A 24,056-nucleotide genomic window follows, 5' to 3' on the forward strand; every position below is an offset into this window, starting at 1 on the left:
TGCATAGAAGGATAAGCTATTTCCGACACATATATGTTTAAAGAAATCAAGATTAAGCCCCTAAGATATCTTATAATACTCCTATATTTTATCATCATCTTTTTTTGCGCTATTGAAGTGAACTTCCTATGGCTGTTTGGGTACTCACCTACTATCAAGGATATCCAGACACCCAATATGCGAATCGCGTCTGAACTCTATACAGCAGACAGCACGCTAATAGGCAGATATTATAAAGAGAACCGCACTCCGGTCGAGTTTAATCAGATTCCCAAAGGCACCATCAATGCGCTGGTGGCGACCGAAGACGTCCGCTTTTTCAACCACTCAGGCGTTGACCTCAGATCTCTTTTGTCCAGCATAGTCTCTACGGTTTCCGGCGATAAACGCGGGGCCAGTACCATCACCCAGCAGCTTGCAAAAAACCTCTACCGTACCCGGAATAACAAACAGCAGGGCCTGATCCGCAAGGTCCCTGTCGTCAGAACGGTTATTTATAAATTTAAGGAGTGGCTTACGGCCATGAAGCTGGAACAGGAATACAGCAAGGAAGAGATCCTGACGATGTACCTGAACACCGTCCCTTTCGGAAGCAACACCTATGGCATCAAAACAGCCTCAAAGCTTTACTTTAACCAGGAGCCTGAAAATCTTGAAATAGAGCAGTCTGCCCTTCTTGTTGGTATGCTTAAAGCGACCACTACCTACAATCCGGAAAACCATCCGAAAAGAGCTCTGGAGAGACGCAATGTTGTTCTTTCTCAGATGGAGAAGTACGGATATCTGACAAAAGACGAATACACACGTTACAGCAAAATTCCTCTCGAGATTCGCAAAGGCCAGATTACAGAAGAGGAACGCGGAGACTCCTACCTTCGCTCTGCGGTCGAACGCTACCTCAGCAAATGGGCGGAAGATAACGGATATGACCTTTATGAATCAGGACTGAAAATTTATACAACCATCGACTCCCGACTGCAGAAGTATGCTGAGGAAGCAGTAGGTGAACAGATGAAGATCCTGCAAAAGAGACTTGACAATGCATGGGGCAATGAGGAGCCCTGGCGAACCTCCGACGGTAAGGTTATTGAAGATTTTCCTCAGAAAGCAGCACAACGTCTCCCGATATACGCGGCGCTCAAAAAGAAGTATAACGGCAACCAGGATTCTATCGACAATTACCTGAACACTCCCAAGAAAATGAAAATTTTCAGCTGGGAGGGCGACAAAGAGGTTGAATTTTCAACCATAGACTCCATTAAATACTATGCCAGTATCCTCAATACCGGTATGATGACCCTTGATCCGTTTAACGGCCACATCAAAGTCTGGGTCGGAGGAATTGACTTTAACCACTTTAAGTACGACCACGTCAACCAGGCTAAACGCCAGGCAGGCTCCACATTCAAACCCTTCGCTTATCTTGCGGCGCTTGAAAGCGGCATGTCACCTTGCGACAAGTTCACCGATAAGCCTGTGCGCATCGAATACGAGGAAGAAGATTCTACTAAATATTGGGAACCTAAAAATTCAAATTACTCGTTCTCCGGAATGGAGATGAGCATGCGGTGGGCAATGGGAAAATCTGTTAACTCGATTACCGCTCAAATCACGGAACAGGTGGGTTGGGACAACGTCGTGAAGTACGCCCATGAATGCGGGATTGAAAGTGATCTGAAGTCGGTCCCTTCTATCAGTTTAGGTTCGGCTGACGTGTCTGTATTTGAGATGGTAAAAGCCTACGGCACATTCCTGAATAAGGGAGTACGTACAGAGCCCATCCTCGTCGATAAAATAACGGACCATGATGGCCGCGTGCTGGAGCAATTCAAAGCGGAGCAAAAAAGAACGCTTACGGAAGAGATCGCCTGGCTGATGCTATATATGTTCCGTGGGGGCATGGAAGAGCCCGGAGGGACCTCCCAAAATTTATGGCAGTGGGACCTCTGGAAAAAAGGCAACCAGATAGGCGGTAAAACGGGCACCTCCTCTGACTTTGTAGATGGCTGGTATATGGGAATAACCAAAGACCTCGTAACCGGCGTCTGGGTGGGTTGTGATGAAAGAAGCGTTCACTTCCGTACATCCGGAACCGGAGAAGGCTCGCACACTGCCCTGCCGATATTCGGCCGCTTCATGGAAAAAGTTTACAAAGACCCCAACTCCGGGTACACATACGGCGCATTTCCCGCAGCAGGCGTAAAGATCAACCGGGAATACAACTGCCCTTCTCCACGGTATGTGGTAGACACCTCTTCTGTTGACACCGTTGCAACCGATTCACTCGCTACTCCCGATTCTCTGCTCATTGACGAATCCTTATATGATCATGAAGATACTGCCGTGCCGCCAGTGCGAAACGAAACTCCGGCTGTCAGAAATACAACCCAGGAGAATGAGCCGGAAGATTCCCGCGCAGAAAGAAGAAGAAAAAGACAAGAGAGACGTGAAGAAAGAAAACAAAACAAAGACCAGAACAATTAAACTTCTGGAAGTCAGTTCTTAATAAGCATCCATATAAATCAACATATATGAAACACTTCGACCTAAACGTAAAGAATATTCCAAAAGGAGGTTTCTATTGCCTTCTCATGCTGTTTCTATTCATGCTGGCGGTGCCCGCAGAGGCGCAATATTTCGGACAGAATAAAGTTCGATACAAAAACCTCAAGTTCCAGGTCAACCAATCACCACACTTCGAATTATATTACTACCTGAAGAACGATAGCCTCGTTAAGCGCTTCATGCAGGAAAGTGAACTTTGGTACGACCTTCATCAACAGGTATTCAGAGACACTTTCTCTAAGAAAAACCCATTAATCCTTTACAATAATCATGCGGACTTCCAGCAGACTACCGCCATCTCCGGCAGTATCAGTGTTGGAACCGGGGGGGTTACAGAAGGATTAAAAAATCGCGTGGTCATGCCGATGATGCAGCTTAACCAGCAAACACGACATGTTTTAGGACACGAGCTCGTACACGCCTTCCAATATCACTCGCTAATAGAGGGCGACTCCACCAATCTCGAGAACATCGGCAATCTTCCGCTGTGGATGGTAGAAGGTATGGCCGAATACCTGTCTATCGGAAAGGTTGATGCATTTACCGCCATGTGGATGCGTGATGCATATCTCAATAAAGATATCCCCTCTTTACGTGATCTTACCGAAAGCAATAAATATTTCCCTTATCGATATGGTCAGGCATTCTGGTCCTACATTGGCTCAACTTATGGCGATACTATTATCGTCCCTTTCTTCAAAGCAACCGCCAAGTTCGGCTATCAAAATGCCATTCGAAGAACGTTCGGATATGATGAACGGACGCTGTCGGGCTTATGGCGCACCAGTATAGAAAACGCATATCGTCCGATGCTGAAGGACACCTCCCAGGTACCTGTGGGACGTAAGCTTATCGACAATAAAAACGGAGGGGAAATGAACGTGGCTCCGGCCATATCTCCCGACGGCAAGTACGTAGCCTTCCTATCAGAAAAAGAGCTTTTTAGTATTGACCTCTTCCTTGCAGATGCCCAAACCGGCAAGGTGATCAGAAAGCTGACAAGCAGGACTTCAAACACGCATATTGACGAATTCAGCTTCATTGAGTCTGCCGGGGCCTGGTCTCCGGACAGTAAGAAATTCGCCTTTACCATCTTCGCGCAAGGCCGAAACAAACTGATGATTGTAGATATCAGCAACGGGAAGCTCCTCATGACCGAATCACTCGGTGACGTCAGGGAATTCAGTAATCTGGCCTGGTCGCCCAACGGCGAAGACATCGCGCTCACCGGTCTGCGGGAAGGTTATAGCGACCTTTATCTCTTTAATACAAAAAGCAAAAAGGTAACTCAGCTGACGGATGACAGATACTCAGATTACCAGCCTTCATTTTCCCCTGACGGAAAGTATCTGCTTTTCACAAGCGACAGAACTACTTTGGAAGACGGACCTACATCCGTAGAGATCACCTACAGTCTGGCCGTAATGGACCTGGCAACTAAAGCCATCACCAATATCGACGTCTTTCATGGCGCCAACAACTTGAATCCGCAATTTTCGTCCACCGGTGAACAGATCTTTTTCTTATCCAACCGTGATGGATTCAGGAACCTATACCGCTATACCATCGCCACTAAGCAGGTGGAGCAGCTTACGGATTATTTCACGGGGATCAGCGGTATCACGGAGTATTCCCCAGCCTTGAGCGTATCAAGGAACGACGATGTTCTCTACTCCTACTACCGTTCTCAAAAATACACGATCTATAATGCCAGGGTAAGTGATTTTACGGCTCAGCCCGTAGACCCTAAGGCGATCAACTTCGATGCAGCCACGCTCCCGCCCTTAAAGCAAACAGGTGTAGACCTGATCAATGCAAACCTTGCCAACTTCGAGCGTTTCGAGTTGCTCGGATCAGAACAGATAACGGATGAAAAATACAGGCCACAGTTCAAGCTGGATTATCTGGCAAGTAATGGAGTCGGTGCTTCTGTAGGGCGTTTCGGTACGGGCCTCTCCAGCGGAGTGCAGGGAATATTCAGCGATATCCTGGGACGCAATCAAATCTTTGCCACTGCGGCTGTTAATGGAGAAGTTCAGGACTTCGGTGCGCAGCTGGCATACATCAATCAGCAAGGACGTATAAACTTTGGTACTTCAATCTCCCATATTCCTTATTTGTCAGGCTTCTATGTCAGCCAGATAGAGGAAGGTGACAATCCGCTTAAAACAGGTTATAATTATGTTGAGGGGACTGACCTGATGCGTACTTTTGAAGATCAGGTCCAGCTGTTTGGAATATATCCCTTCTCCCGGATTTTCCGTTTTGAGGTAGGGCTAGGTGCTGCTTATTACAGCTATCGAATTGATCGTTTAGCTAATTACTATGCCGCAACCGTAAATCCTAACGGCCAGGTTACTGGCATTGACCGTTATCCGTTCGACTCAGACCGTCGGAAATTAAAAGGAGAAAGCCTTGAGCGTGCCTATCCGGGATACAGCTTCAACGCCTTTACCATCTATCAAACGAATGCAGCCTTCGTGGGAGACAACTCATTCTCCGGTGTAACGTCGCCCTTAAGCGGCTTCCGCTTCCGCATAGGGATCGAAAGCTATGTAGGTGATTACACGTTCAACGCCTTCAGTGCGGATCTTCGCAGATACGTCAGAATTAAGCCAGTGACATTTGCAGGCCGTTTTTACAGCTATACACGCTTTGGAAAAGATCAAACAGGACTATATCCCCTCTTCATCGGATATCCGTATCTGATCAGAGGTTATGAATCAAGCTCACTTTATGCGAACAATGGAGTAAATAATGCGGGTATTTCATTTGATCAACTATCCGGTTCCAAAATTGCAGTAGCTAACTTTGAAGTGCGCCTGCCTTTTACCGGTCCTGAGAAGCTTGCAGCTCTGGAGTCAAAGTTTCTGTTTAGTGATCTTAACCTGTTTTTTGATATCGGTATCGCGTATAACCAAAATTCCAAGTTAAGATGGAAAGCCTCTGATGGCGGCCAGGTAATTGACATCCCTTCTACCGATCCTACGTACAACAACTCAAACAGGTCGGTCATCGAGCGGATACCAGCCATGAGTGCGGGTATTTCACTCAGGGTAAATATGTTCGGTTATTTTGTATTGGAGCCTTACTATGCGTTTCCTTTCCAACGCAAAGACATCAAGGCCGGAGTATTTGGTCTGACATTCGCCCCGGGCTGGTAAGCATACCAGTCATCCATATAGGAACGAATAATAAGAAAAGCGGTTAATTTAGGCCGCTTTTCTTATTCTGAGAAGCGATGAGATATCTGCCTTCATAGCTTGCTCCTCATATTCTAAACCAATTGCAAGATCAATCCAATCCGGATTAACATCACGAACCAGTTTCTCTTTTTGAGCTCTTGTATATTTGCAGATCTCGTTGAAACGCTGTAAAGCGTCCTCTTCATTTAAAAGCTCCTCGAAATAGATCAGTCTGCTAAGTTGGCTGGCATTATCGAAAAACAAGTTCGGCATCTCCTTATAAAAACTGATCGTCTTTAACAAATCGGAGCTCATGCCCACATGAAGGGATGTACGGTTTCTGTCTGTAATTACATAAACAAATCTTTTCATGACTTTTCGCCTTTATATATTAGAATTATTTGCTAATTTTATTGGCATAAATATACTAACAATATTAGTAATTCAAAATTTATTTTAAAATGCGGAACATTTCTAACAATCTACGATACCTACGGAAAAACAAAGGCCTTACACAGCAGCAATTTGCTGATAATATGGAGATTAAGAGATCTCTGGTCGGAGCCTATGAAGAAGACCGCGCGGAGCCCAGATATGATTTGCTAAAAAAATTCGCAGAGTTTTACGAACTGAGCATGGATGAGCTCATCAACGAAACGATCAATGATAAGTGGAAACCTAAGCCAAAAGTTGATCCTTCGGGCGTTCGCGTGCTTAGCATTTCAGTAGATTCAGAAGATCGCGAGAATATCGAACTTGTTCCGGTGAAAGCGAGTGCGGGTTATCTTAACGGTTATGCAGACCCTGAATATATCAGTGAGCTTCCTAAATTCAGGCTCCCCTTCCTCCCGCAGGGTACGTTTCGCGCATTCGAGCTGAAGGGGGATTCGATGCTTCCTCTGCAGCCAGGCACACTCATCATTGGAGAATATATTGAAAACTGGACGGATGTGAAAGTTGGCGAAACCTATGTTTTTATTACTAAATCTGATGGCATTGTATACAAACGTGCAGGTAACAGGTACCGCGAAAATAAAACGATAAAGCTGATCTCAGACAATCCTGTTTACGATCCTTATCCGGTTCAGGCAGAAGACATACTGGAAGTATGGAAGGCTAAGGCCTATATATCGACGACATTCCCAGACCCTGCCCCCGAACCAACGATGGAAAGTCTCACTGCTATGATGGCTCAGATGCAAAAGTCCATTGCCCAGATCAACCAGTCGAAAAACTAAGAGATAAAAATTTGTTTTCCAGCGATTAAACCAGTTGGGCGGTCATGAGTCTATATAAACAAAAGAACCATTATGAAACAGAATCTTTTGTTAATCGCTCTTCTGGCGGGAACGATTTCACTTAGTCAGGCCCAGCAACGGCCGCAGTTTAACCCCGAAGAGATGGCAAAACGCAACCTCGAGATGATCGATAAGCGACTATCGCTTACGGACGACCAGAAGGCAAAGGTATCGGCTATCCTCCTTTCGCAAAGTAAATCGATTGACAGCCTCAGGAATGCAACGGGCGCTGAAGGCGACCGACAGGCAATGCGCAGCAAGATGCAGTCGCTCCAGCAGGAGAACCAGCAAAAAATAAAGGGAGTACTTACGGATGTACAGAAAGAAAGCTACGAGACTCTTCTAACTGAGCAACGCAACAGAATGGGCAATGGCGGCCAACGCCGTGTCCGCGAAACACCAGCCAACTAGGTTGAAGAATCGAAAATAATCAAAAAACTATATTTTTAAGTAAACCCAATAGTCCGGATAAGAGATCCTATATCCCCCGGATTATTGAGTTTCTATTAATCTGATACCGCCTGGTGATAAGCCGGTAGGCAGCTGGTGATCTGCTAGTGGGTGTAGCCGCATTGTAGCCAGAGTGAGGCCACAGTGAGGCCACGTTTTATCAGGAAATGGTGGCATCAACGTGGCCTCACTGTGGCTTCACTCTGGCATCACCCACCAGCAGATCCTAAGCTTATCTAGATAAGACCAAAACGTGATAAAGGTTGTAGGCAAGGCATTCATAAACGGCAAGGAGCGAAAAGGTACTAACCACAGGTGTTTCTTTATAATCAGCCCTACCATTAAACCACAATTAATATATATTTGTGGTATGAGTATCTTATCTAACCGCATTAACAATCTCGACGAGTCGGCAACTATAAAAATGGCCAAACTCGGTCGTGAACTGGCAGCAAAAGGGGTTGACGTAATCAGCCTTAGTCTTGGGGAAACAGACTTTTACACACCTGACTTTGTAAAAGATGCAGCGAAAAAAGCAATCGACGACAACTTTTCTTATTACACTCCCGTACCCGGATATCCGGAGCTGAGGAAGGCTATTGCAGAAAAGTTGAAGCGGGAAAACAATCTGGATTACAACTTCGATCAGATCGTGGTTTCGACAGGAGCAAAACAATCGCTCACAAATGCGATCCTTTGCCTTGTTAATCCTGGCGATGAGGTTATCATCCCGACACCTTACTGGGTATCTTACTCCGAGTTGGTTAAGTTAGGGGAGGGAACTTCGGTATTTATCGATACTACATTAGAGAGTGATTTTAAGATCACACCTGAAGAGCTGGAAGCCGCGATTACTCCAAAGAGCAAACTTTTCATGTTCTCTTCTCCAAATAATCCAACCGGTACCGTTTATACAAGAGATGAGCTGGCGGCTCTGGTTAAGGTATTCGAAAAATATCCGGATATCTATATTATCTCAGACGAGATCTACGAACACATCAATTTCCTTGATGCGCACGTTTCGATAGCCGAGTTCGAGAGCATCAAAGACCGTGTGATCATTATCAACGGATTGTCAAAAGCTTATGCGATGACAGGTTGGAGACTGGGATTCTCTGCAAGCAGCAAGGAAATTGCCAATGCATGTGACAAACTTCAGAGTCAGATGACATCAGGAACGTGCTCGATCACTCAAAAAGCCGGAATCGCAGCTTATAACGGCAGCCTTGACAGCGTTAAAGAGATGCAGGTTGTTTTTGAGAAACGCCGTAACCTGGTTTACGATCTGTTAAAGGATATCCCGGGACTAAAGGTGAATCTTCCTGGAGGCGCGTTCTACTTCTTCCCGGATGTAAGCTCATTCTTCGGAAAGACTACTGAGGATGGCGAAGTGATAAATACCTCAGACGAGCTGGCATTACACATCCTGAACAAGGGACATGTTGCGGTAGTAAGCGGGGATGCTTTCGGCGACAAGAACTCCATTAGAATTTCATACGCGGCGTCTGAAGACAAACTAAAAGAAGCTTGCTTACGCATTAAAAATACATTAGCGAAATTAAAATGACAGACATATTCAGAAAATTCGACACACTGAATATTCTGATCATCGGAGACGTCATGATGGATTCATACCTTTGGGGAGCTGTAGAACGCATCTCCCCGGAGGCTCCTGTACCCGTAGTTTCGGTCAGGAAAAGGGAAAACCGTCTGGGTGGCGCGGCTAACGTTGCCCTCAATGTTCAGTCTCTCGGTGCTAAACCCATAATTTGTTCTGTAATCGGCAACGACGCAGAAGGTATAACGTTTCTTCAGCTGCTGAAGGAGCACGATCTTTCGGCCGAGGGCATGATTTCCGTGGCAGACCGACCTACCACGGTGAAAACCCGTGTCATCGGTCAGAATCAGCAGATGCTTCGTATTGATGAGGAGACAGATGCGCCGCTTGATCCAGAGCACAGCGAACAACTGCTTTCGAAAATCAGACAAGTTCTTTCCAGTACTGAAATACATGCGATTATCTTCGAAGATTACGATAAAGGTGTCATCAGCGATGATTTGATTGCGACAGTTGTTGCAGAAGCAAAAGCAAGGCAGATCATCACCGTTGTTGATCCAAAGAAACGAAATTTCCTAAGCTATTCGGGTGTTACTTTATTTAAACCCAACCTGAAGGAACTGCGTGAGGGGCTTAAGATCGAAATCGATATGCGTAAGAATAGTGATATGGAATCGGCCGCCAATGAGATCAAAAGCCGTCTGCAGGCAGATTATATCATGGTTACGCTCTCTGAACGGGGAGTTTTCTTGCAGTCAAACGATCACAAGCAACTGATTCCCGCACACGTTCGCAAGATTGCCGATGTTTCCGGTGCCGGAGACACCGTGATTGCGACTGCCGCGGTATGTTTGGCCAGCGGGATGGAGCCCTTTAAAACGGCTGCGGTAGCAAATCTGGCAGGAGGCTTGGTTTGTGAGCATGTAGGTGTTGTGTCGATTTGCAGAGAGCAACTCCTCCGAGAAGCACTAAAACTTTAACACAATAAAGTAAGAGCATCTCCTTACTGCTCTTACTTGCTTCTTATCGCTTCCACAGGGTCCAATCTGGAGGCCATAAACGCAGGAATGATTCCGGAAATAAGACCGATGGCTGTGGACAGGATAAACATCAGCACTACCTTGCTGATGTCTACAATGATATCTACGTCTGCGACCAAATGCAGCACAAACGCCAGAAGATAGACGATGGCGAGTCCGATAAGCCCGCCCATCAAACACAATACAACCGCCTCAATCAGGAACTGCAACAGAATAAAGTAATTCTTCGCTCCAAGCGACTTCTGGATACCAATGATATTAGTCCGCTCTTTTACAGAAACGAACATAATGTTTGCAATTCCAAATCCACCCACTAATATCGAGAAGATTCCGATCACGCCGCCCGCCAGGTTCACCACTGCGAACATACTATCCAGCTGCGCTGTGAGTATGGTTGATTTATTGAGCGCAAAGCTATCGTCTTGCAGGGGACTGAGGCGATGAACGGAACGCATTATTCCACGCAGTTCGCTTTCCAACTCCTCTACAGGAACACCAGGTTTGCCACGTACCGATATTTCAGGCCCGTATTGTTCACTTTGAATATCGATAACATTACGCGCGAAGTTTAAAGGCAGCAACACGGTCTTATCTGCGGAAGTACCAAGCATATCTTCGCCCTCTTCTGCGAAAACACCAATTACCACCAATTTACGACCCAAAACATTGATTACTTTGCCCACCGCCCTCTGACCCGGAAACAAGCCCTCCGCTACAGAGTAACCTATGAGAGTAACGGGACTGCCGGCTTTGGATTCTGCTTCGGAAAAGTAACGTCCATCGTCCAGGTCAAAGTTCCAGGTCATATAGAAGTCATGTGTCACCGCCGATATTTGTGCGCCCTCCACGCTGCTGCTCTTATACTTAATGGTGCGATTTCCTGCCCATACGTTATAAGACACAGCCTCGGCATTCGTTATCCGCTCCTTTACCTTTTCGAAATCACGGAGTGTTGGACTTGGCCTGTTCATGTATTTCCACCACTGGTAGTCGCCACCGAACTCCCAGGGCCACTTTTGAATATAAATCGTATTGCTGCCAAGCTTATCGACACTACTCTGGAGATTGTTCCGAAGTGTATCAACGGCAGAAAAAACACCGATGATCGTCATAATCCCTATCGTGATTCCGATCAGGGATAAAAATGTGCGAAGCTTATTCTCCTTCAGCGAAGAAAAAGCAAAGTTAAAACTCTCCAGTATCAGCTTTAAGACGATCATACGTGAATTTAGACAAAGCTTCGATCAATTAGTTACATTACTTCAACTAAAATTGCGAGGTCTTTTCCGGGCCGGTACTCCTGAACGGATACCATCTTAATCTCATATTCATGGGCTTAAACAGCTTAGGCTTACAAAATATTCATGTTTGACTTTATTTTTCACTAACTTTGCGCCCTAAATTGAGTATACGTATATGAAATTATCCCAGTTCAAATTCAATCTACCTGATTCTTTAATAGCACATAATCCTTCGGATCAGCGGGATGAGGCACGTTTAATGGTACTTGACCGCAATACTGGAGCGATAGAGCACAAGATCTTTAAAGACGTCATCAATTACTTCGAAGAAAAAGACGTAATGATTCTGAATAACACCAAAGTTTTCCCTGCACGTATGTACGGCAACAAGGAAAAAACCGGTGCGACTATTGAAGTATTTTTACTACGTGAGCTGAACAAAGAATTGCGTTTATGGGATGTTCTAGTGGACCCTGCACGTAAGATCCGGGTGGGAAATAAGCTATATTTTGGTGAGAATGACCTTCTGGTTGCCGAAGTGGTAGATAACACGACATCACGTGGGCGTACAATTCGCTTCCTTTTCGATGGAACGGATGAAGAGTTCAGACGCAATATCGAGATCCTTGGAGAGACGCCTCTACCTAAATACATCAAGCGTAAAGCTACAGCAGAAGATAAAGAGCGTTATCAGACCATTTTTGCGAAGAATGAAGGTGCCGTTGCTGCTCCTACTGCAGGCTTGCACTTCAGTCGTGAGTTAATGAAGCGACTTGAGCTTAAAGGTGTTGACTTCGCTGAAGTAACCCTCCATGTTGGATTAGGTACCTTCAGACCTGTTGAGGTTGAAGATCTGACCAAGCATAAAATGGATTCAGAGCAGATCATTATCGAGCCAAAGACAGCCGATCTTGTAAACAAAGCTATCGACGAAAAACGCCGTATCTGTGCTGTGGGCACAACGAGCATGCGTACTATCGAGTCAGCCGTCTCTGCGAACAAGAGATTGAAAGCGACGAATGACTGGACCAGCAAGTTCATCTTCCCTCCTTACGAGTTCAGCATTGCCAATACAATGATCACCAACTTCCACACCCCTGAATCTACATTATTAATGATGATTTCGGCCTTTGGAGGATACGAGAATGTGATGAATGCCTACGAAGTGGCTGTAAAGGAGAAATATCGCTTCTACAGTTACGGCGATGCGATGCTGATTATCTAAGCTAAAATTGGACTGCTACGTAATAATAGTTGCCGCAGGCTCGGGAAAGCGTATGAACGCAGACCTGCCTAAGCAATTTCATTTATTGCAGGGGAAACCTGTTTTGATGCACAGCATCGAAGCTTTTGCCGGCTCTGCCATGAGTCCTGAAATTATAATTGTGCTGAATGCAGATTTTCATTCCTACTGGAAGGAACTATGCGTTCAGCACAATTTTTTTATACCCCACCAACTCATTGCGGGCGGTACAGAGCGTTTTCATTCAGTAAAAAATGCATTGGATTGTATAAGCCCCGGCGAGTCACTTATTGCAGTGCATGACGCGGTAAGACCGGTGATAACCGACGAACTGATTACCCGCTGTTATAACGAAGCAGAAGTAAAGGGTTCAGTGATTCCGGTAACTGAAAGTCGCGACTCCCTGCGAATTATCCGTGGATCGGGTACTGAAGCATTGTCCAGGGCTGATATTTTGATTGTACAAACCCCTCAGGTATTCAGAGGTGATGTCCTGAAAGAAGCCTATCAGCAGACCTTTTCTTCCGTATTTACAGATGATGCATCTGTCGTTGAAAAAGCAGGCTTTAGGATATCAACTACCGCCGGCGCACCGTCGAATATCAAGATAACCTACCCGGAAGACCTGGCGATAGCAACGCTATACCTTGGCATGAAAGCATAAAAAAAGACCTGCCTATGAAAGCAGATCTTTTTAGTACTATTAGTGTGTGTCTACGCCGCTCCCCTGATAACCCGTAATAAAACTGCAACGATTGCAATAACTAGTAAAATGTGGATGATACCACCAGTTGCGTATCCGCCTAAGAAACTCACCGCCCAAATTATAACCAAAATGACCGCGATGACATAAAGTAGATTTCCCATAGTATTGTAGTTTTCGTGATAGATAATTAATTATACCATAAGAATGTAAAAAACGGATCTTTGTTTAGTTTTTTTTACAAAAAATATTTGGATTAGTGGTTAAAACGTTTTTAAATTATTAAAAGGACACTATAATAAACCCTATACTTCCTGATTATCAGGCCATTTTCGGCTGAGAACGCCGGCGCACAAAAAAAGCCCTGCTGGAGGGCAAGGCTTTTAATACTCGTCTTCGTTAAAGAAGAAATCGTCTTTAGTCGGATAGTCCGGCCATATCTCTTCAATATTTTCATAAGGCTCACCATCATCCTCTAGCGCCTGCAAGTTTTCGATTACTTCTACAGGTGCTCCTGAACGGATCCCGTAGTCGATTAATTCATCCTTAGTCGCTGGCCAGGGGGCGTCTTCAAGGTGAGATGCTAATTCTAACGTCCAATACATATTTCTTAGAGTTTAAGATTTACTTTTTCGCAAAAATATAATAAAAATATTAAGTTTGTCAAGTATTTTTTATAAGCCCTCTATCCTCTTGGTAACCAGATGGTTTCCTCTATTTGATTATCATGAGCTACCTTTCTTGAGAGCACAAACAGGTAGTCACTCAAACGGTTTAAATAGATTATAATTATGTCTTCAACGAAACTTTCTTCCTTTAGGTGCACGGTTATACGCTCAGCCCGGCGACATACACATCTCGCGATGTGACAATGCGATACAGCCTTCGATCCACCTGGTAAAATGAAATGGCGTAGTGGACTTAATATATCCTGCATGGCGTCAATCTCTTGTTCGAGCAAGTCTATATCTTCCGGGAGCACCTGCGGTAATTTCATTTTGGACTTGCCGGGCGCTGCCGCTAGATTTGACCCAATGATAAATAGATGGTCTTGAACCTGTCTGAGTATCTGCTTTTGATGATCCGAAATATTCTCGTCCCGGATCAGTCCTATATATGCGTTTAGTTCATCGACAGTTCCGTAGGCCTCTATGCGGATGTCATATTTAGGCACACGCAGTCCGCCGATAAGCATGGTGCTTCCTGCATCACCTGTTTTCGTATAAATTTTCATCTTTAGTTGATTTGTTCGAAGTCGACCCCTTTATCTTTCATATCCTGCAAGCGTGGCGAAACAGATTTAATATTTTCATTTGGGTAGTCATTCTCAATAAGCCCGTCGCGCATACGTACAATGCGATGCGCATGTTGCGCGATGTCTTCTTCATGCGTTACCAGAATGATGGTATTTCCTTTGGAGTGTATCTCTTCCAGTAGTCCCATAATCTCCACAGAAGTACGGGTATCGAGATTTCCGGTTGGCTCATCTGCCAGGATAATGGAGGGATCGTTAATAAGGGCCCTCGCCACCGCGACACGCTGACGCTGTCCCCCTGAAAGCTCGTTAGGCTTATGCTCCACACGATTTCCAAGACCTACGTTCTCCAGCGCTTTGAATGCGCGTTCGTTACGCTCGATTTTTGAAACGCCTGCATATACCAGGGGAAGAGCGACGTTGTCGAGAGAACTGGCTCTCGGCAGCAGGTTGAAGGTTTGAAAAACGAAGCCTATTTCTTTGTTTCGTACTTCTGCAAGCTCGTTCTCGCTCATTTCGCTAACATGGATGCCATTCAGGATATACTCGCCTTTAGTTGGCGTGTCCAGGCAGCCGAGTATGTTCATCAGCGTTGACTTGCCCGAACCTGAAGGACCCATTAAAGCAACAAACTCACCTTTTTCTATGCTTAAGGTAACAGATTTCAGCGCATGAATGATTTCTGCACCGATAACGTACTTTCTTCCAACGTCTTTAATACTGATTAGTGGCTCGTTTTGCATAAACGTTAGATTATCAGACAGGGCGATTGTTACAGCCTAAGCCTTTTCAATCACCTTGGCTATCTTAAAATAGGAATCGTCATGGTGAGGTGCATTCTGCAGGGCATCAGCAGGCCGGATGTCTATTGAAGCACGATCTTCGCGGAAGACATTTAACTCATCGGTAAGATAAATCAGGGGCTCTACCCCACTCGTGTCCAGCTCGTTAAGTTTTTCCATAAAGCTCAGGATGTTCTCCATATCTTTCAATAAAGACACCTTATCTTCTTCATTTACTTCAAGTCTGGCTAAATGAGCCATCCGCTCTATAGTCTGATTATCTAATTTCATTTTTTATTGCTGCTTTTCAACTACCGGATCTTAATTCGGCCGTTTTGTTATGCTAATTTACTATTTATTATATTATATACCGTGTTTCGCAGGATCTCCGCGTCTCCCGGATCGAGTGCATCGGTAAATACAGGAGCATGTACGTAAATATGCGAAATTCCGGGACGGGTTCCATACCTTGATCCGTCATCCCACATTTTTTCATGGTTATCGGGAATGCTGACGGGGATGATAGGCACGTTCTGCTCGATAGCCAGCCGAAACGGGCCTATCTTAAAGGGAGCCAGTTGCGGAGGATAGGCATCGGAAATGCCTCCTTCCGGAAAAATCACCAGTGATCTGCCCTGACGAAGATAGTCGCCCGCCCGCTTGAATGCCCGGAATGCCGACATCTTACTATCGCGGTTAAGCGGTATATCGATCGTCTTGAAGAACAGACCGGTAACGGGATTGCCGAGCAGCTCATCTTTTCCCATAAACGAAAAGTCACCTTTGACGAGGTAAGATACTGACGGAATATCCAGGTTGGAGGTATGATTTGCGCATATAATGTAATGTTTTGTCCAATCGATGGGCGCCTCAAAATGGTAACGAAAGAAAAACCCTGCGGTGACGGACGTTATGTGCGAATAAAATCTCCTCCATTTGTTCAACTGCGGATAGCGTTGGGGCTTGCGCGAAAAGTAATACAGGAAAGGATAAAGTACGGTGAGAAAAAAAATCACTATCAAATGATAGAGAAACCGATGTACTTGCTTAAGAAATCGCTTCATTCTTTCCAAACATAGATAAATTCAGGAATATCCGAAAATCACCTGCATTCCATGCCTGATTTTTTATCTTCAGGGTAACACTTCCAATGGCAGTTTTATCGAAGGAAAATATAAAAAATCGTTACTTTCGCCGAGTTATGGAAACAGTTGTAAGCGGAATACGCAGTACCGGAAATCTTCACTTGGGCAATTATTACGGAGCGGTAAAGAACTTCGTGAAAATGCAGAATGAATATAATTGCTTTTTTTTTATTGCAGACTATCACTCTCTAACCACACATCCTACTCCTGCTAACCTTCATGGCAATGTAAAGCAGGTGTTGGTTGAATACCTCGCCTCGGGCATTGATCCGGAAAAGGCAACGATCTATGTTCAATCGGATGTCCCTGAAGTGACCGAATTGTATCTCTACCTGAATATGAACGCCTATATGGGTGAGCTTGAAAGAAGCACCTCGTTTAAAGATAAAGTGCGGGCACATCCGGATAATGTGAATGCGGGTTTGCTAACTTATCCCGTTCTGATGGCTGCCGATATTATCATCCACAAGGCAACGAAGGTTCCTGTGGGCAAGGATCAGGAGCAGCATCTGGAGATGGCACGTACTTTTGGAAACCGCTTTAATCGTTTATATAACGTTGATTATTTTCCTGAAGCATACGCGTTTACGTTTTCAGAAAATCTGGTAAAGATTCCCGGCTTAGATGGAAAAGGTAAAATGGGCAAATCCGAGGGCGAGGCTAATGCGGTATACTTGTCAGACTCTCCGGAACTGATCAAAAAGAAAGTTATGCGGGCAGTGACGGATGGTGGTCCCACTGAAATGAACCAGGAGAAGCCGGAGGTAATTCAAAACCTCTTCAGTCTGCTTCAGGTGGTTTCGAGCGAAGACACTTACCGCCATTTTGATGACCTGTATAACAGCTGTCAGATCAGGTATGGCGACTTAAAGAAACAACTGGCTGAAGACATGATCCTCTCTACCGCTCCTATCCGGGAGAGAATAAATGACATATCCGCTGACACAGAATATCTGAGAAAAGTATCAAAGCTCGGTGCGGAAAAAGCACGTGAAAGCGCAGGCAAGACGGTGAGGGAAGTTCGGGAAATCATTGGTTTCAAATCCTTTTAAAGCAGAGCTCAGGAAATCATGCATATAGCAATTGTTGGCAACATCGGCGCCGGGAAGACTACACTTACAGAGCTACTCTCAAAACATCTGGGTTGGGAGGCGCATTACGAAGCTGTGGATAATAACCCCTATCTGGAAGACTTTTACAACGATATGAAGCGATGGAGCTTCAATCTTCAGATATACTTTCTCAACAGTCGGTTCAACCAGATTAAGGAAATCCAGGCGCTTCAGCATAACGTGATTCAAGACCGAACTATTTACGAGGATGCATACATCTTTGCAGAGAACCTCAATGAGATGGGTCTTATGACTGCCCGGGATTACGAGAATTACAGGTCTATTTTTGACAATATGACCTCCTTTATCAGACCTCCCGATCTGCTGATCTATCTCAAAGCTTCCATACCTACGCTTGTGAACAATATACAGCGCAGAGGCCGCGATTATGAAGCAGGAATACGACTGGATTATCTGTCGAAATTAAACGACAAGTATCAGAAGTGGATAGACGGATATAAAGAAGGCAAGCTACTTATTCTGGATAAAGACAATCTTGATTTCTCAAATAATCCTGAAGACCTCGGCTTCATTATTCAAAGTATTGAGCGTGAGATCCACGGTCTATTTTAACGAACTAACCTAATAAAACCAGCAAACAATGTCTCTAAGCTCAGCAACTCCTGTACGCATTCTTGGTCTGATACCAGCCCGATATGCCTCTACGCGTTTTCCGGGAAAACCGTTAATCGACATTCACGGAAAGAGCATGATCCAACGGGTCTATGAACAAGCATCTACGTCGGCAACCTTAAGTGAAGTAGCCGTAGCAACCGATGATGAGCGGATAAGGGCGCATGTTGAAGGATTTGGGGGCAAGGTTATCATGACTGCTAATACGCATCAAAGTGGCACCGACCGCTGTGCGGAAGCTGCACGTCAGCTACCAGGCTTTGATGTAGTCATCAACATCCAGGGCGATGAACCGTATATCGACAGCCGGCAGATAGATTTGCTCGGTCAGTGTTTCAGCGACCCTAAGACAGAACTGGCAACTCTCGTTAAGATTATAAACTCCACTGAAGAGCTTCACAACGTAAACTCTCCGAAGGTCATTCTCAACACACTTTCGGAAGCGTTATATTTCAGCCGCACTCCTATTCCTTATCTGCGGGATAAAGAGGGCGACGCCTGGCTATCTGAGCATACCTTCTATAAGCATATTGGCGTTTACGGCTACAGAGCTGATATTCTGGAGGCAATCACCAAATTGCCGGTCTCGCTTCTCGAAAAGGCAGAATCGCTAGAACAGCTTCGCTGGCTTGAGAATGGCTATAAAATCAAGGTCGCCGTTACTGATATAGAAACTAAAGCTATAGATACTCCTGAAGATCTAAAAGCAGTATTAAAACAAAACAAATAACATACGTCGCTGGGAGTATAGTCCACGAACTAAATCGTGACATTGTTTTCGGTACTAAACCAAAAGACTTTTTCAATTAGACCCTGTTGAGCTCCCGAATCAAAAAAGACTCGGGAGCTCTCATTTTCAGGTAAAGCCAACAATATTTCCCTCGGAGGTGTTATCAGGCAATGCTACCATTATTCAGAAAGACGTATTTGCTTTGGCTATTGGTCCTCAGCTCATGCAGCCAGAACGGCCCTGCAGGATTATTCAAAAAGGTGAGTCCGCACGAGCAGTATGCGGCCAACCTGCGTGACGCTGGATTGCTACAGACAGCATTGGGCCGGGACTGGCTTGCGGCGGCAGAGAAAAGCTTACAAAGCCCACTTACGGTGAGTATTCCGTATAAGGAAACCGGCTACTTCCCTGCCAGTCAGGCGATGGCTACTGCCTTTCGCTTTCAGGCTGCAAGAGGCTCGAAGATCAGCATTGACTTCAGCAAGAAACCGTCGAAGGATTTTACCGTTTACATCGATCTTTGGGAGGATCAGGAGGGCCATGATAAGCGACTTCTTGCTTACGCAGACACCAACGGCACCCCCTTCCACCACGAAGTAGATGATGACACTTTTTATATTCTGCGCCTGCAGCCAGAACTTTTGAGTGCGGGGGAGTATACACTTACGATCACCAGCGGGCCCTCACTTGCTTTTCCGGTTGCAGGGGGGAAAATGCAGAGCTTTTGGGGTGCCGCCAGAGATGCGGGGGCACGTCAGCATGAAGGAATTGACATCTTCGCCCCTAAAGGCACGCCCACCCTGGCAGTAGCAGACGGCTTGGTCAGACGGGTAGGCACTAATAACCTGGGTGGAAAAGTGGTTTTTCTTAGACCGGAGAAAAAAGACGTTAGCATCTACTATGCGCATTTGGATACGCAGCTGGTAGCTGTCGGACAAACTGTCAAGACCGGTGACACTCTAGGTTTGGTAGGTAATACCGGTAACGCACGCGGAGGCAATCCTCACCTTCATTTCGGAATCTATGGAAATGGCGGAGCACTAGATCCTTTTCATTTCATCAATCCGGCGGTAAAAAAGCCGGCAGAAGTTAGCAGCCAGCTCGGTGCGTTGGGAAAAGCATATCGCACAAGTTCTGCCGGGAAATTGCTCGTTAGCCCGTCCAGATCAGCTGCTTCCGTGGCTACACTTGACGCAAATACCTTTGTACGCATCTTGTCTGCCAGTTCATCCTGGTACAAGGTCGCACTGCCCGATGGACTGACGGGCTATATTGGCTCAGGCAATGTCAGAGCACTGAATAAATCTTTAAATAATTACAGGGTGACAGCCGAAAGCCGGCTTTTAGATGACCCCGACGACTCCAGGGGAAGTAAGAAAAAACTGTTGCCGGGCGACAACCTGCAAATCCTCGCAAGGTTTCAGGGCTATATGTACGTAAGGTCTGGTGAGCTTGACGGATGGGTAAATACGACAAAAGCCGCTGGTTTATAGCGGCTTTTGTAAGAAAATAGTAGGTAAATTATAGGATCAGGATCAAAAGTAAAATGATGATGATGATAGCACCTACTGAAAGATAAACACCACCGGCACCAATAGCATTGGCTTGTTTCTTCATCTCACGCACTTCCTTTTTTAATTCCTTGCGCTCTTGTTTAGAAAGATGAGACTTGTCCATCGCCTTAATCTCTTCCACCCTTTGTTTGATCTGTCTGATTTTTGCTTCTTTCTGCTCTGCAGTCATGGTCTCTTCGAGCTTTGCCGGATCTTTAGCGACTTCTGTTGCTGCGTTTGCGGATGAAGAAAACAGAGCCAGTGTCATGGCAACTGTAAGTGATAAGCTGTAAATTAATTTTTTCATATCTATTGTATTAAGATTTAAACTGTAACAACACATTCGATACAAGTGTTTGTAGTTTTACCTATATTTTGTTCATAATTTGGAAATAAAACTGTTTTACTATCTTCGAAAATGAATAAAAATCTGATACTCATTCAGTGCAATGATAAGGTGGGACTGGTTGCGTTAATTGCACGGGTGCTTACAAACCATAATTTAAACATCACGGCGATGCGTGAGTTTGTGGATGAAGTTGAAAATCAGTTCTTCGCCCGAATCGAGTGCATAGGTTCATCCTTTAATGAAAACAACCTTCTTGCTGAACTAAGTTCAGACCTACCGGATAGCGCCAGGATTTCTATAAATCCAAAAAGTTCTAAGCGAATAGCCGTTTTAGTGACCAAGGAATATCATTGCTTAGGAGACGCATTGATCAGGAATCATTTCCGCACCCTGGATGCAGAAATCTGCTGCGTTGCCGGAAATTACGATACCCTGAAAGATATTACTACGCGTTTCGACATCCCATTCTATCACGTTTCACACGAAAACAAGACCAAGCAGGAGTTTGAAACTGAGCTTAAAGAAGTTTTAAACAAAAAAAATCCCGATTATATCGTCCTGGCGAAATTCATGCGCATTCTTTCACCCGAGTTTATAGCTGATTTCGAGGGAAAAATCATCAATATTCACCACTCATTTCTACCCGCATTTATCGGTGCCAGCCCGTACCGCCGGGCATTTGAACGGGGGGTAAAGCTTATCGGTGCTACTGCTCATTTTGTTACCAATGATTTGGATGAGGGTCCTATTATCGTGCAACAAACGATTCCGGTAAATCATACGTTCAGCGTGTCTGACATGGTTGTAGCGGGTAAAGAAATCGAAAAATCAGTGTTGAGCAAAGCCATGCAGCTGGTGTTTCAAGACCGGGTTTTCAGAAGCGGAAACAAGACGATCATTTTTGAATAAACGCATATGATAACTGATCAAACGCCTTATTTAACCTCTCTACTTGATAATGACTTTTACAAGATCACAATGCAGCAGGGGGTTATCAAGTTGTTCCCGCAGTCTATGGCGAGATATGAGTTTATCAACCGGGGCAAACATGAGTTCCCGGAAGGTTTTGCAGAAATACTGAGGAGAGCTGTAGACAAAATGGCTGAGCTCCGTCTCAGCGATCAGGAAAAGAAATACCTGGCCAGGGCCTGCCCCTATCTGGAGCCTACCTACCTGGATTTCCTCCAGGGCTATAGTTATGACCCTTCAGAAGTGAAGATCGAACAAGATGGTGGAGATTTAAAAGTGAGCATCGAAGGCTATTGGTACCGTACGATCTTATGGGAAGTGCCCATTATGGCGCTGATTTGTGAGCTGTATTATTATGTAACAGACACTGAGCCAATCACGCCAGAACTGGTGAACGCCGTTAACAAACAGAAGATCGAAAAATATGAACGACTGGGTGTGACCATTGCAGAGTTCGGTACGCGCAGGCGGCATTCCTATGCTGTGCACGATAAGGTGGTGCAGGCGCTTAGTGAGTTCGGCGCAGGTACCTTCGTCGGAACAAGCAACGTTCATTTTGCCATGCTGCACAATACCAAACCGATTGGCACTCACGCACACGAATGGTTTATGTTCCATGCAGCCAAATACGGCTTCAAAATGTCAAATTCCCTGGGACTCGAGCACTGGACTTCCGTCTACCGCGGAGATCTGGGAATTGCGCTGGCGGACACTTATACGACGGAGATATTTTTCGAACAGTTTGACAAAAAATTCTCTAAACTTTTCGATGGTGTGAGGCATGATAGCGGCGACGCAATTGAGTTTGCGGAGAAAACGATCAGTCACTACAAGCGATTAGGTATCGATCCGCTATCAAAAACCATTATTTTTTCGGATGCGCTTAACTATGACAAAGTTGAAAGGATTGCCAATTTTTGCAGAGGTAAGATTGGAATGTCTTTCGGGATCGGGACAAACTTCACAAACGATGTGGGACTAAAACCCTTAAACATCGTTATCAAGATGACGGAGACCATGCCGGAGAACCAAACCTGGATATCCGTGGTAAAGCTATCGGACGAAAAAGGCAAGTATACCGGAGATCCCAAAATGATCCGTCTCGCAAAAGAAATTCTGGGAATTGAGCAATAGCTCCTGAAACTATAGTTCAAGTATTGTTTATACATAAAAAGCTCCCGGAAATGAATCTCTGGGAGCTTTTCTTTTGTAGATACGTTGTATTAATCCTTAGGCTCCGTCTTCACCGGGAACCAGATAGAGGCTAACACCGAACCGATCAGTACCCCTACCACTACCATAAGTGAATGCGAAGATTCTATATGATAAAACGGACCGATCACCATTTTGAAACCGATAAAGGCAAGAATAATAGCCAATCCGTAGCTCAGACGACTGAACATATACATGAAGTTTGCCAAAAGGAAATAGAGTGATCTTAGACCGAGGATAGCAAAAATGTTAGACGTATAGAGAATAAACGGATCGTCAGGCGCAATAGCGAATATCGCCGGGATAGAGTCTACCGCAAAGAGCAGGTCAGAGAACTCGATAACGGTAACGACCACGAGTAGTGGCGTCGCCATTTTCACACCATTCTGTACGGTGAAAAATTTGTCGCCGTCAAAGTTCTTGCTCACTTTGAAGAAACGGTGGATCAAACGAGCACCGGGACTTTGGCTGTAATCTTTATCCTCGTCGTCGTGGCCGCCTCCGCCCCATGACTTGATACCGGCGTATAAAAGGAATATACCGAATATGAAAAGAACGATGTTGATATCATATTTAAAGCCTTCCCGCCCAAAATAATTTAAAATTTTATTTAGATACGTAGCTTCGATCAGGGCAACACCCGCGAAAATGAATATGGCACGAAAGAATAACGCGCCCAGTATTCCCCAGAAAAGCACTTTATGCTGAACCTCCCGCGGAACTCGGAAGAAAGAAAACACGAGGATAAATACAAAGAGGTTATCTACGGAAAGTGCCTTTTCAATCCAATAGGCAGACTGGTATTGAGTGAATTTCTCAAACCCTGCAAACTGATAAATAGCACCACTGAAAGCCATCGAAAGACCGATCCAGGCAATAGACCACCACATGGCCTCTTTGCTCGAAATGACATGGCTTTTCTTGTTAAAAACCCCCAGATCAAGCGCCAACATGATCAACACCAATACGCCGAAACTGGCAATGAGTCCGGGGTGATATAATAAATTATCCATTTATTGAACTTTTTGTCGCA

General features: G+C 45.1%; 24 protein-coding genes. 14 read left to right on the plus strand and 10 right to left on the minus strand.

Annotation, left to right across the window (positions count from 1 at the left end; all coding sequences use genetic code 11):
* Nucleotides 1-33 precede the first annotated feature (33 nt).
* Together B0I27_RS07530 and B0I27_RS07535 are read left to right on the plus strand one after the other, a co-directional pair.
* Complete coding sequence (locus B0I27_RS07530) at nt 34-2,484, plus strand: penicillin-binding protein 1A (protein ID WP_106292629.1); 2,451 nt, start codon at nt 34-36, stop codon at nt 2,482-2,484.
* Nucleotides 2,485-2,531: 47 nt separating this feature from the next.
* Nucleotides 2,532-5,729 (plus strand): DPP IV N-terminal domain-containing protein, encoded by a 3,198-nt coding sequence (locus B0I27_RS07535; protein ID WP_425428134.1) that lies wholly within the window; start codon nt 2,532-2,534, stop codon nt 5,727-5,729.
* A 48-nt stretch (nt 5,730-5,777) separates the two neighbouring features.
* Here B0I27_RS07535 and B0I27_RS07540 read toward each other — a convergent pair whose 3' ends face one another.
* Complete coding sequence (locus B0I27_RS07540) at nt 5,778-6,122, minus strand: GIY-YIG nuclease family protein (RefSeq protein ID WP_106292630.1); 345 nt, start codon at nt 6,120-6,122, stop codon at nt 5,778-5,780.
* 89 nt (nt 6,123-6,211) lie between these two features.
* On the opposite strand from B0I27_RS07540, the gene B0I27_RS07545 reads away from it, so the two are divergent.
* The 4 genes from B0I27_RS07545 to B0I27_RS07560 all read left to right on the plus strand — a co-directional run bounded on the left by B0I27_RS07545 (nt 6,212) and on the right by B0I27_RS07560 (nt 10,036).
* The gene (locus B0I27_RS07545; RefSeq protein ID WP_106292631.1) at nt 6,212-6,988 is read left to right on the plus strand and encodes an XRE family transcriptional regulator; all 777 of its coding nucleotides are present in this window, start codon (nt 6,212-6,214) and stop codon (nt 6,986-6,988) included.
* A gap of 72 nt (nt 6,989-7,060) precedes the next feature.
* Nucleotides 7,061-7,459: a hypothetical protein gene (locus B0I27_RS07550; RefSeq protein WP_106292632.1), complete on the plus strand. Its 399-nt coding sequence runs from the start codon at nt 7,061-7,063 to the stop codon at nt 7,457-7,459.
* 409 nt (nt 7,460-7,868) lie between these two features.
* Complete coding sequence (locus B0I27_RS07555) at nt 7,869-9,065, plus strand: pyridoxal phosphate-dependent aminotransferase (protein WP_181276716.1); 1,197 nt, start codon at nt 7,869-7,871, stop codon at nt 9,063-9,065.
* Nucleotides 9,062-10,036: a bifunctional heptose 7-phosphate kinase/heptose 1-phosphate adenyltransferase gene (locus B0I27_RS07560; RefSeq protein WP_106292633.1), complete on the plus strand. Its 975-nt coding sequence runs from the start codon at nt 9,062-9,064 to the stop codon at nt 10,034-10,036. The genes B0I27_RS07555 and B0I27_RS07560 overlap by 4 nt, the downstream gene beginning before the upstream one ends.
* Nucleotides 10,037-10,068: 32 nt before the next feature.
* Here B0I27_RS07560 and B0I27_RS07565 read toward each other — a convergent pair whose 3' ends face one another.
* Nucleotides 10,069-11,316 carry an ABC transporter permease gene (locus B0I27_RS07565; RefSeq protein ID WP_106292634.1) on the minus strand — a complete coding sequence of 416 codons (1,248 nt, stop codon included), beginning with the start codon at nt 11,314-11,316 and terminating at the stop codon, nt 10,069-10,071.
* Nucleotides 11,317-11,512: 196 nt separating this feature from the next.
* Between B0I27_RS07565 and queA the strand changes: the two genes are divergently transcribed.
* Nucleotides 11,513-12,562 (plus strand): tRNA preQ1(34) S-adenosylmethionine ribosyltransferase-isomerase QueA, encoded by a 1,050-nt coding sequence (gene queA / locus B0I27_RS07570; protein WP_106292635.1) that lies wholly within the window; start codon nt 11,513-11,515, stop codon nt 12,560-12,562.
* Between the two features lie 7 nt (nt 12,563-12,569).
* Complete coding sequence (locus B0I27_RS07575) at nt 12,570-13,244, plus strand: 2-C-methyl-D-erythritol 4-phosphate cytidylyltransferase (protein ID WP_106292636.1); 675 nt, start codon at nt 12,570-12,572, stop codon at nt 13,242-13,244.
* 50 nt (nt 13,245-13,294) lie between these two features.
* Here the strand turns inward: B0I27_RS07575 and B0I27_RS07580 are convergent, their stop codons facing one another.
* The 6 genes from B0I27_RS07580 to B0I27_RS07605 all read right to left on the minus strand — a co-directional run bounded on the left by B0I27_RS07580 (nt 13,295) and on the right by B0I27_RS07605 (nt 16,384).
* On the minus strand, nt 13,295-13,447 hold the full coding sequence (locus tag B0I27_RS07580) for a lmo0937 family membrane protein (protein ID WP_106292637.1): 153 nt from the start codon (nt 13,445-13,447) through the stop codon (nt 13,295-13,297).
* Nucleotides 13,448-13,666: 219 nt separating this feature from the next.
* Complete coding sequence (locus tag B0I27_RS07585; protein ID WP_017258669.1) at nt 13,667-13,888, minus strand: DUF2795 domain-containing protein; 222 nt, start codon at nt 13,886-13,888, stop codon at nt 13,667-13,669.
* An 80-nt stretch (nt 13,889-13,968) separates the two neighbouring features.
* Nucleotides 13,969-14,517: a cob(I)yrinic acid a,c-diamide adenosyltransferase gene (locus B0I27_RS07590; protein WP_106292638.1), complete on the minus strand. Its 549-nt coding sequence runs from the start codon at nt 14,515-14,517 to the stop codon at nt 13,969-13,971.
* A 2-nt stretch (nt 14,518-14,519) separates the two neighbouring features.
* A complete protein-coding gene (locus tag B0I27_RS07595) occupies nt 14,520-15,281 on the minus strand; it encodes an ABC transporter ATP-binding protein (protein WP_106292639.1) in 762 nt (253 codons plus the stop codon).
* A 36-nt stretch (nt 15,282-15,317) separates the two neighbouring features.
* Nucleotides 15,318-15,611: an Asp-tRNA(Asn)/Glu-tRNA(Gln) amidotransferase subunit GatC gene (gene gatC / locus B0I27_RS07600; RefSeq protein ID WP_106292640.1), complete on the minus strand. Its 294-nt coding sequence runs from the start codon at nt 15,609-15,611 to the stop codon at nt 15,318-15,320.
* 47 nt (nt 15,612-15,658) lie between these two features.
* Nucleotides 15,659-16,384 carry a lysophospholipid acyltransferase family protein gene (locus tag B0I27_RS07605; RefSeq protein WP_106292641.1) on the minus strand — a complete coding sequence of 242 codons (726 nt, stop codon included), beginning with the start codon at nt 16,382-16,384 and terminating at the stop codon, nt 15,659-15,661.
* A gap of 137 nt (nt 16,385-16,521) precedes the next feature.
* Here B0I27_RS07605 and trpS point away from each other — a divergent pair, with 137 nt between their 5' ends.
* The 4 genes from trpS (at nt 16,522) to B0I27_RS07625 (ending at nt 20,433) form a co-directional block, all read left to right on the plus strand.
* Complete coding sequence (trpS, locus tag B0I27_RS07610; RefSeq protein ID WP_106292950.1) at nt 16,522-17,517, plus strand: tryptophan--tRNA ligase; 996 nt, start codon at nt 16,522-16,524, stop codon at nt 17,515-17,517.
* A gap of 18 nt (nt 17,518-17,535) precedes the next feature.
* Nucleotides 17,536-18,150 carry a deoxynucleoside kinase gene (locus B0I27_RS07615; protein ID WP_106292642.1) on the plus strand — a complete coding sequence of 205 codons (615 nt, stop codon included), beginning with the start codon at nt 17,536-17,538 and terminating at the stop codon, nt 18,148-18,150.
* A 28-nt stretch (nt 18,151-18,178) separates the two neighbouring features.
* Entirely contained in the window at nt 18,179-18,940 is a 762-nt protein-coding gene (gene kdsB, locus B0I27_RS07620; RefSeq protein ID WP_106292643.1) for a 3-deoxy-manno-octulosonate cytidylyltransferase, read from the plus strand.
* A gap of 170 nt (nt 18,941-19,110) precedes the next feature.
* Nucleotides 19,111-20,433 (plus strand): M23 family metallopeptidase, encoded by a 1,323-nt coding sequence (locus tag B0I27_RS07625; protein ID WP_106292644.1) that lies wholly within the window; start codon nt 19,111-19,113, stop codon nt 20,431-20,433.
* A 28-nt stretch (nt 20,434-20,461) separates the two neighbouring features.
* Here B0I27_RS07625 and B0I27_RS07630 read toward each other — a convergent pair whose 3' ends face one another.
* Nucleotides 20,462-20,800, minus strand: a complete 339-nt coding sequence (locus tag B0I27_RS07630) for a hypothetical protein (protein ID WP_181276717.1) — start codon at nt 20,798-20,800, stop codon at nt 20,462-20,464.
* A 111-nt stretch (nt 20,801-20,911) separates the two neighbouring features.
* Between B0I27_RS07630 and purU the strand changes: the two genes are divergently transcribed.
* Nucleotides 20,912-21,751: a formyltetrahydrofolate deformylase gene (purU, locus tag B0I27_RS07635; protein WP_106292645.1), complete on the plus strand. Its 840-nt coding sequence runs from the start codon at nt 20,912-20,914 to the stop codon at nt 21,749-21,751.
* A 6-nt stretch (nt 21,752-21,757) separates the two neighbouring features.
* Nucleotides 21,758-22,945, plus strand: a complete 1,188-nt coding sequence (pncB, locus tag B0I27_RS07640) for a nicotinate phosphoribosyltransferase (protein WP_106292646.1) — start codon at nt 21,758-21,760, stop codon at nt 22,943-22,945.
* Nucleotides 22,946-23,034: 89 nt separating this feature from the next.
* Here the strand turns inward: pncB and B0I27_RS07645 are convergent, their stop codons facing one another.
* Nucleotides 23,035-24,036, minus strand: coding sequence for a TerC family protein (locus B0I27_RS07645; RefSeq protein ID WP_106292647.1), 1,002 nt, complete (start codon nt 24,034-24,036; stop codon nt 23,035-23,037).
* Nucleotides 24,037-24,056: the final 20 nt, after the last annotated feature.

The sequence above is a fragment of the Arcticibacter pallidicorallinus genome (genome assembly GCF_003002875.1).
GTDB lineage: Bacteria > Bacteroidota > Bacteroidia > Sphingobacteriales > Sphingobacteriaceae > Arcticibacter > Arcticibacter pallidicorallinus.

Coding starts and splice junctions, on each gene's coding strand:
- B0I27_RS07530 (WP_106292629.1), top strand. CDS start 34: ATGTTTAAAGAAATCAAGATTAAGCCCCTAAGATATCTTATAATACTC.
- B0I27_RS07535 (WP_425428134.1), top strand. CDS start 2,532: ATGAAACACTTCGACCTAAACGTAAAGAATATTCCAAAAGGAGGTTTC.
- B0I27_RS07540 (WP_106292630.1), bottom strand. CDS start 6,122: ATGAAAAGATTTGTTTATGTAATTACAGACAGAAACCGTACATCCCTT.
- B0I27_RS07545 (WP_106292631.1), top strand. CDS start 6,212: ATGCGGAACATTTCTAACAATCTACGATACCTACGGAAAAACAAAGGC.
- B0I27_RS07550 (WP_106292632.1), top strand. CDS start 7,061: ATGAAACAGAATCTTTTGTTAATCGCTCTTCTGGCGGGAACGATTTCA.
- B0I27_RS07555 (WP_181276716.1), top strand. CDS start 7,869: ATGAGTATCTTATCTAACCGCATTAACAATCTCGACGAGTCGGCAACT.
- B0I27_RS07560 (WP_106292633.1), top strand. CDS start 9,062: ATGACAGACATATTCAGAAAATTCGACACACTGAATATTCTGATCATC.
- B0I27_RS07565 (WP_106292634.1), bottom strand. CDS start 11,316: ATGATCGTCTTAAAGCTGATACTGGAGAGTTTTAACTTTGCTTTTTCT.
- queA (WP_106292635.1), top strand. CDS start 11,513: ATGAAATTATCCCAGTTCAAATTCAATCTACCTGATTCTTTAATAGCA.
- B0I27_RS07580 (WP_106292637.1), bottom strand. CDS start 13,447: ATGGGAAATCTACTTTATGTCATCGCGGTCATTTTGGTTATAATTTGG.
- B0I27_RS07585 (WP_017258669.1), bottom strand. CDS start 13,888: ATGTATTGGACGTTAGAATTAGCATCTCACCTTGAAGACGCCCCCTGG.
- B0I27_RS07590 (WP_106292638.1), bottom strand. CDS start 14,517: ATGAAAATTTATACGAAAACAGGTGATGCAGGAAGCACCATGCTTATC.
- B0I27_RS07595 (WP_106292639.1), bottom strand. CDS start 15,281: ATGCAAAACGAGCCACTAATCAGTATTAAAGACGTTGGAAGAAAGTAC.
- gatC (WP_106292640.1), bottom strand. CDS start 15,611: ATGAAATTAGATAATCAGACTATAGAGCGGATGGCTCATTTAGCCAGA.
- B0I27_RS07605 (WP_106292641.1), bottom strand. CDS start 16,384: ATGAAGCGATTTCTTAAGCAAGTACATCGGTTTCTCTATCATTTGATA.
- trpS (WP_106292950.1), top strand. CDS start 16,522: ATGGAAACAGTTGTAAGCGGAATACGCAGTACCGGAAATCTTCACTTG.
- B0I27_RS07615 (WP_106292642.1), top strand. CDS start 17,536: ATGCATATAGCAATTGTTGGCAACATCGGCGCCGGGAAGACTACACTT.
- kdsB (WP_106292643.1), top strand. CDS start 18,179: ATGTCTCTAAGCTCAGCAACTCCTGTACGCATTCTTGGTCTGATACCA.
- B0I27_RS07625 (WP_106292644.1), top strand. CDS start 19,111: ATGCTACCATTATTCAGAAAGACGTATTTGCTTTGGCTATTGGTCCTC.
- B0I27_RS07630 (WP_181276717.1), bottom strand. CDS start 20,800: ATGAAAAAATTAATTTACAGCTTATCACTTACAGTTGCCATGACACTG.
- purU (WP_106292645.1), top strand. CDS start 20,912: ATGAATAAAAATCTGATACTCATTCAGTGCAATGATAAGGTGGGACTG.
- pncB (WP_106292646.1), top strand. CDS start 21,758: ATGATAACTGATCAAACGCCTTATTTAACCTCTCTACTTGATAATGAC.
- B0I27_RS07645 (WP_106292647.1), bottom strand. CDS start 24,036: ATGGATAATTTATTATATCACCCCGGACTCATTGCCAGTTTCGGCGTA.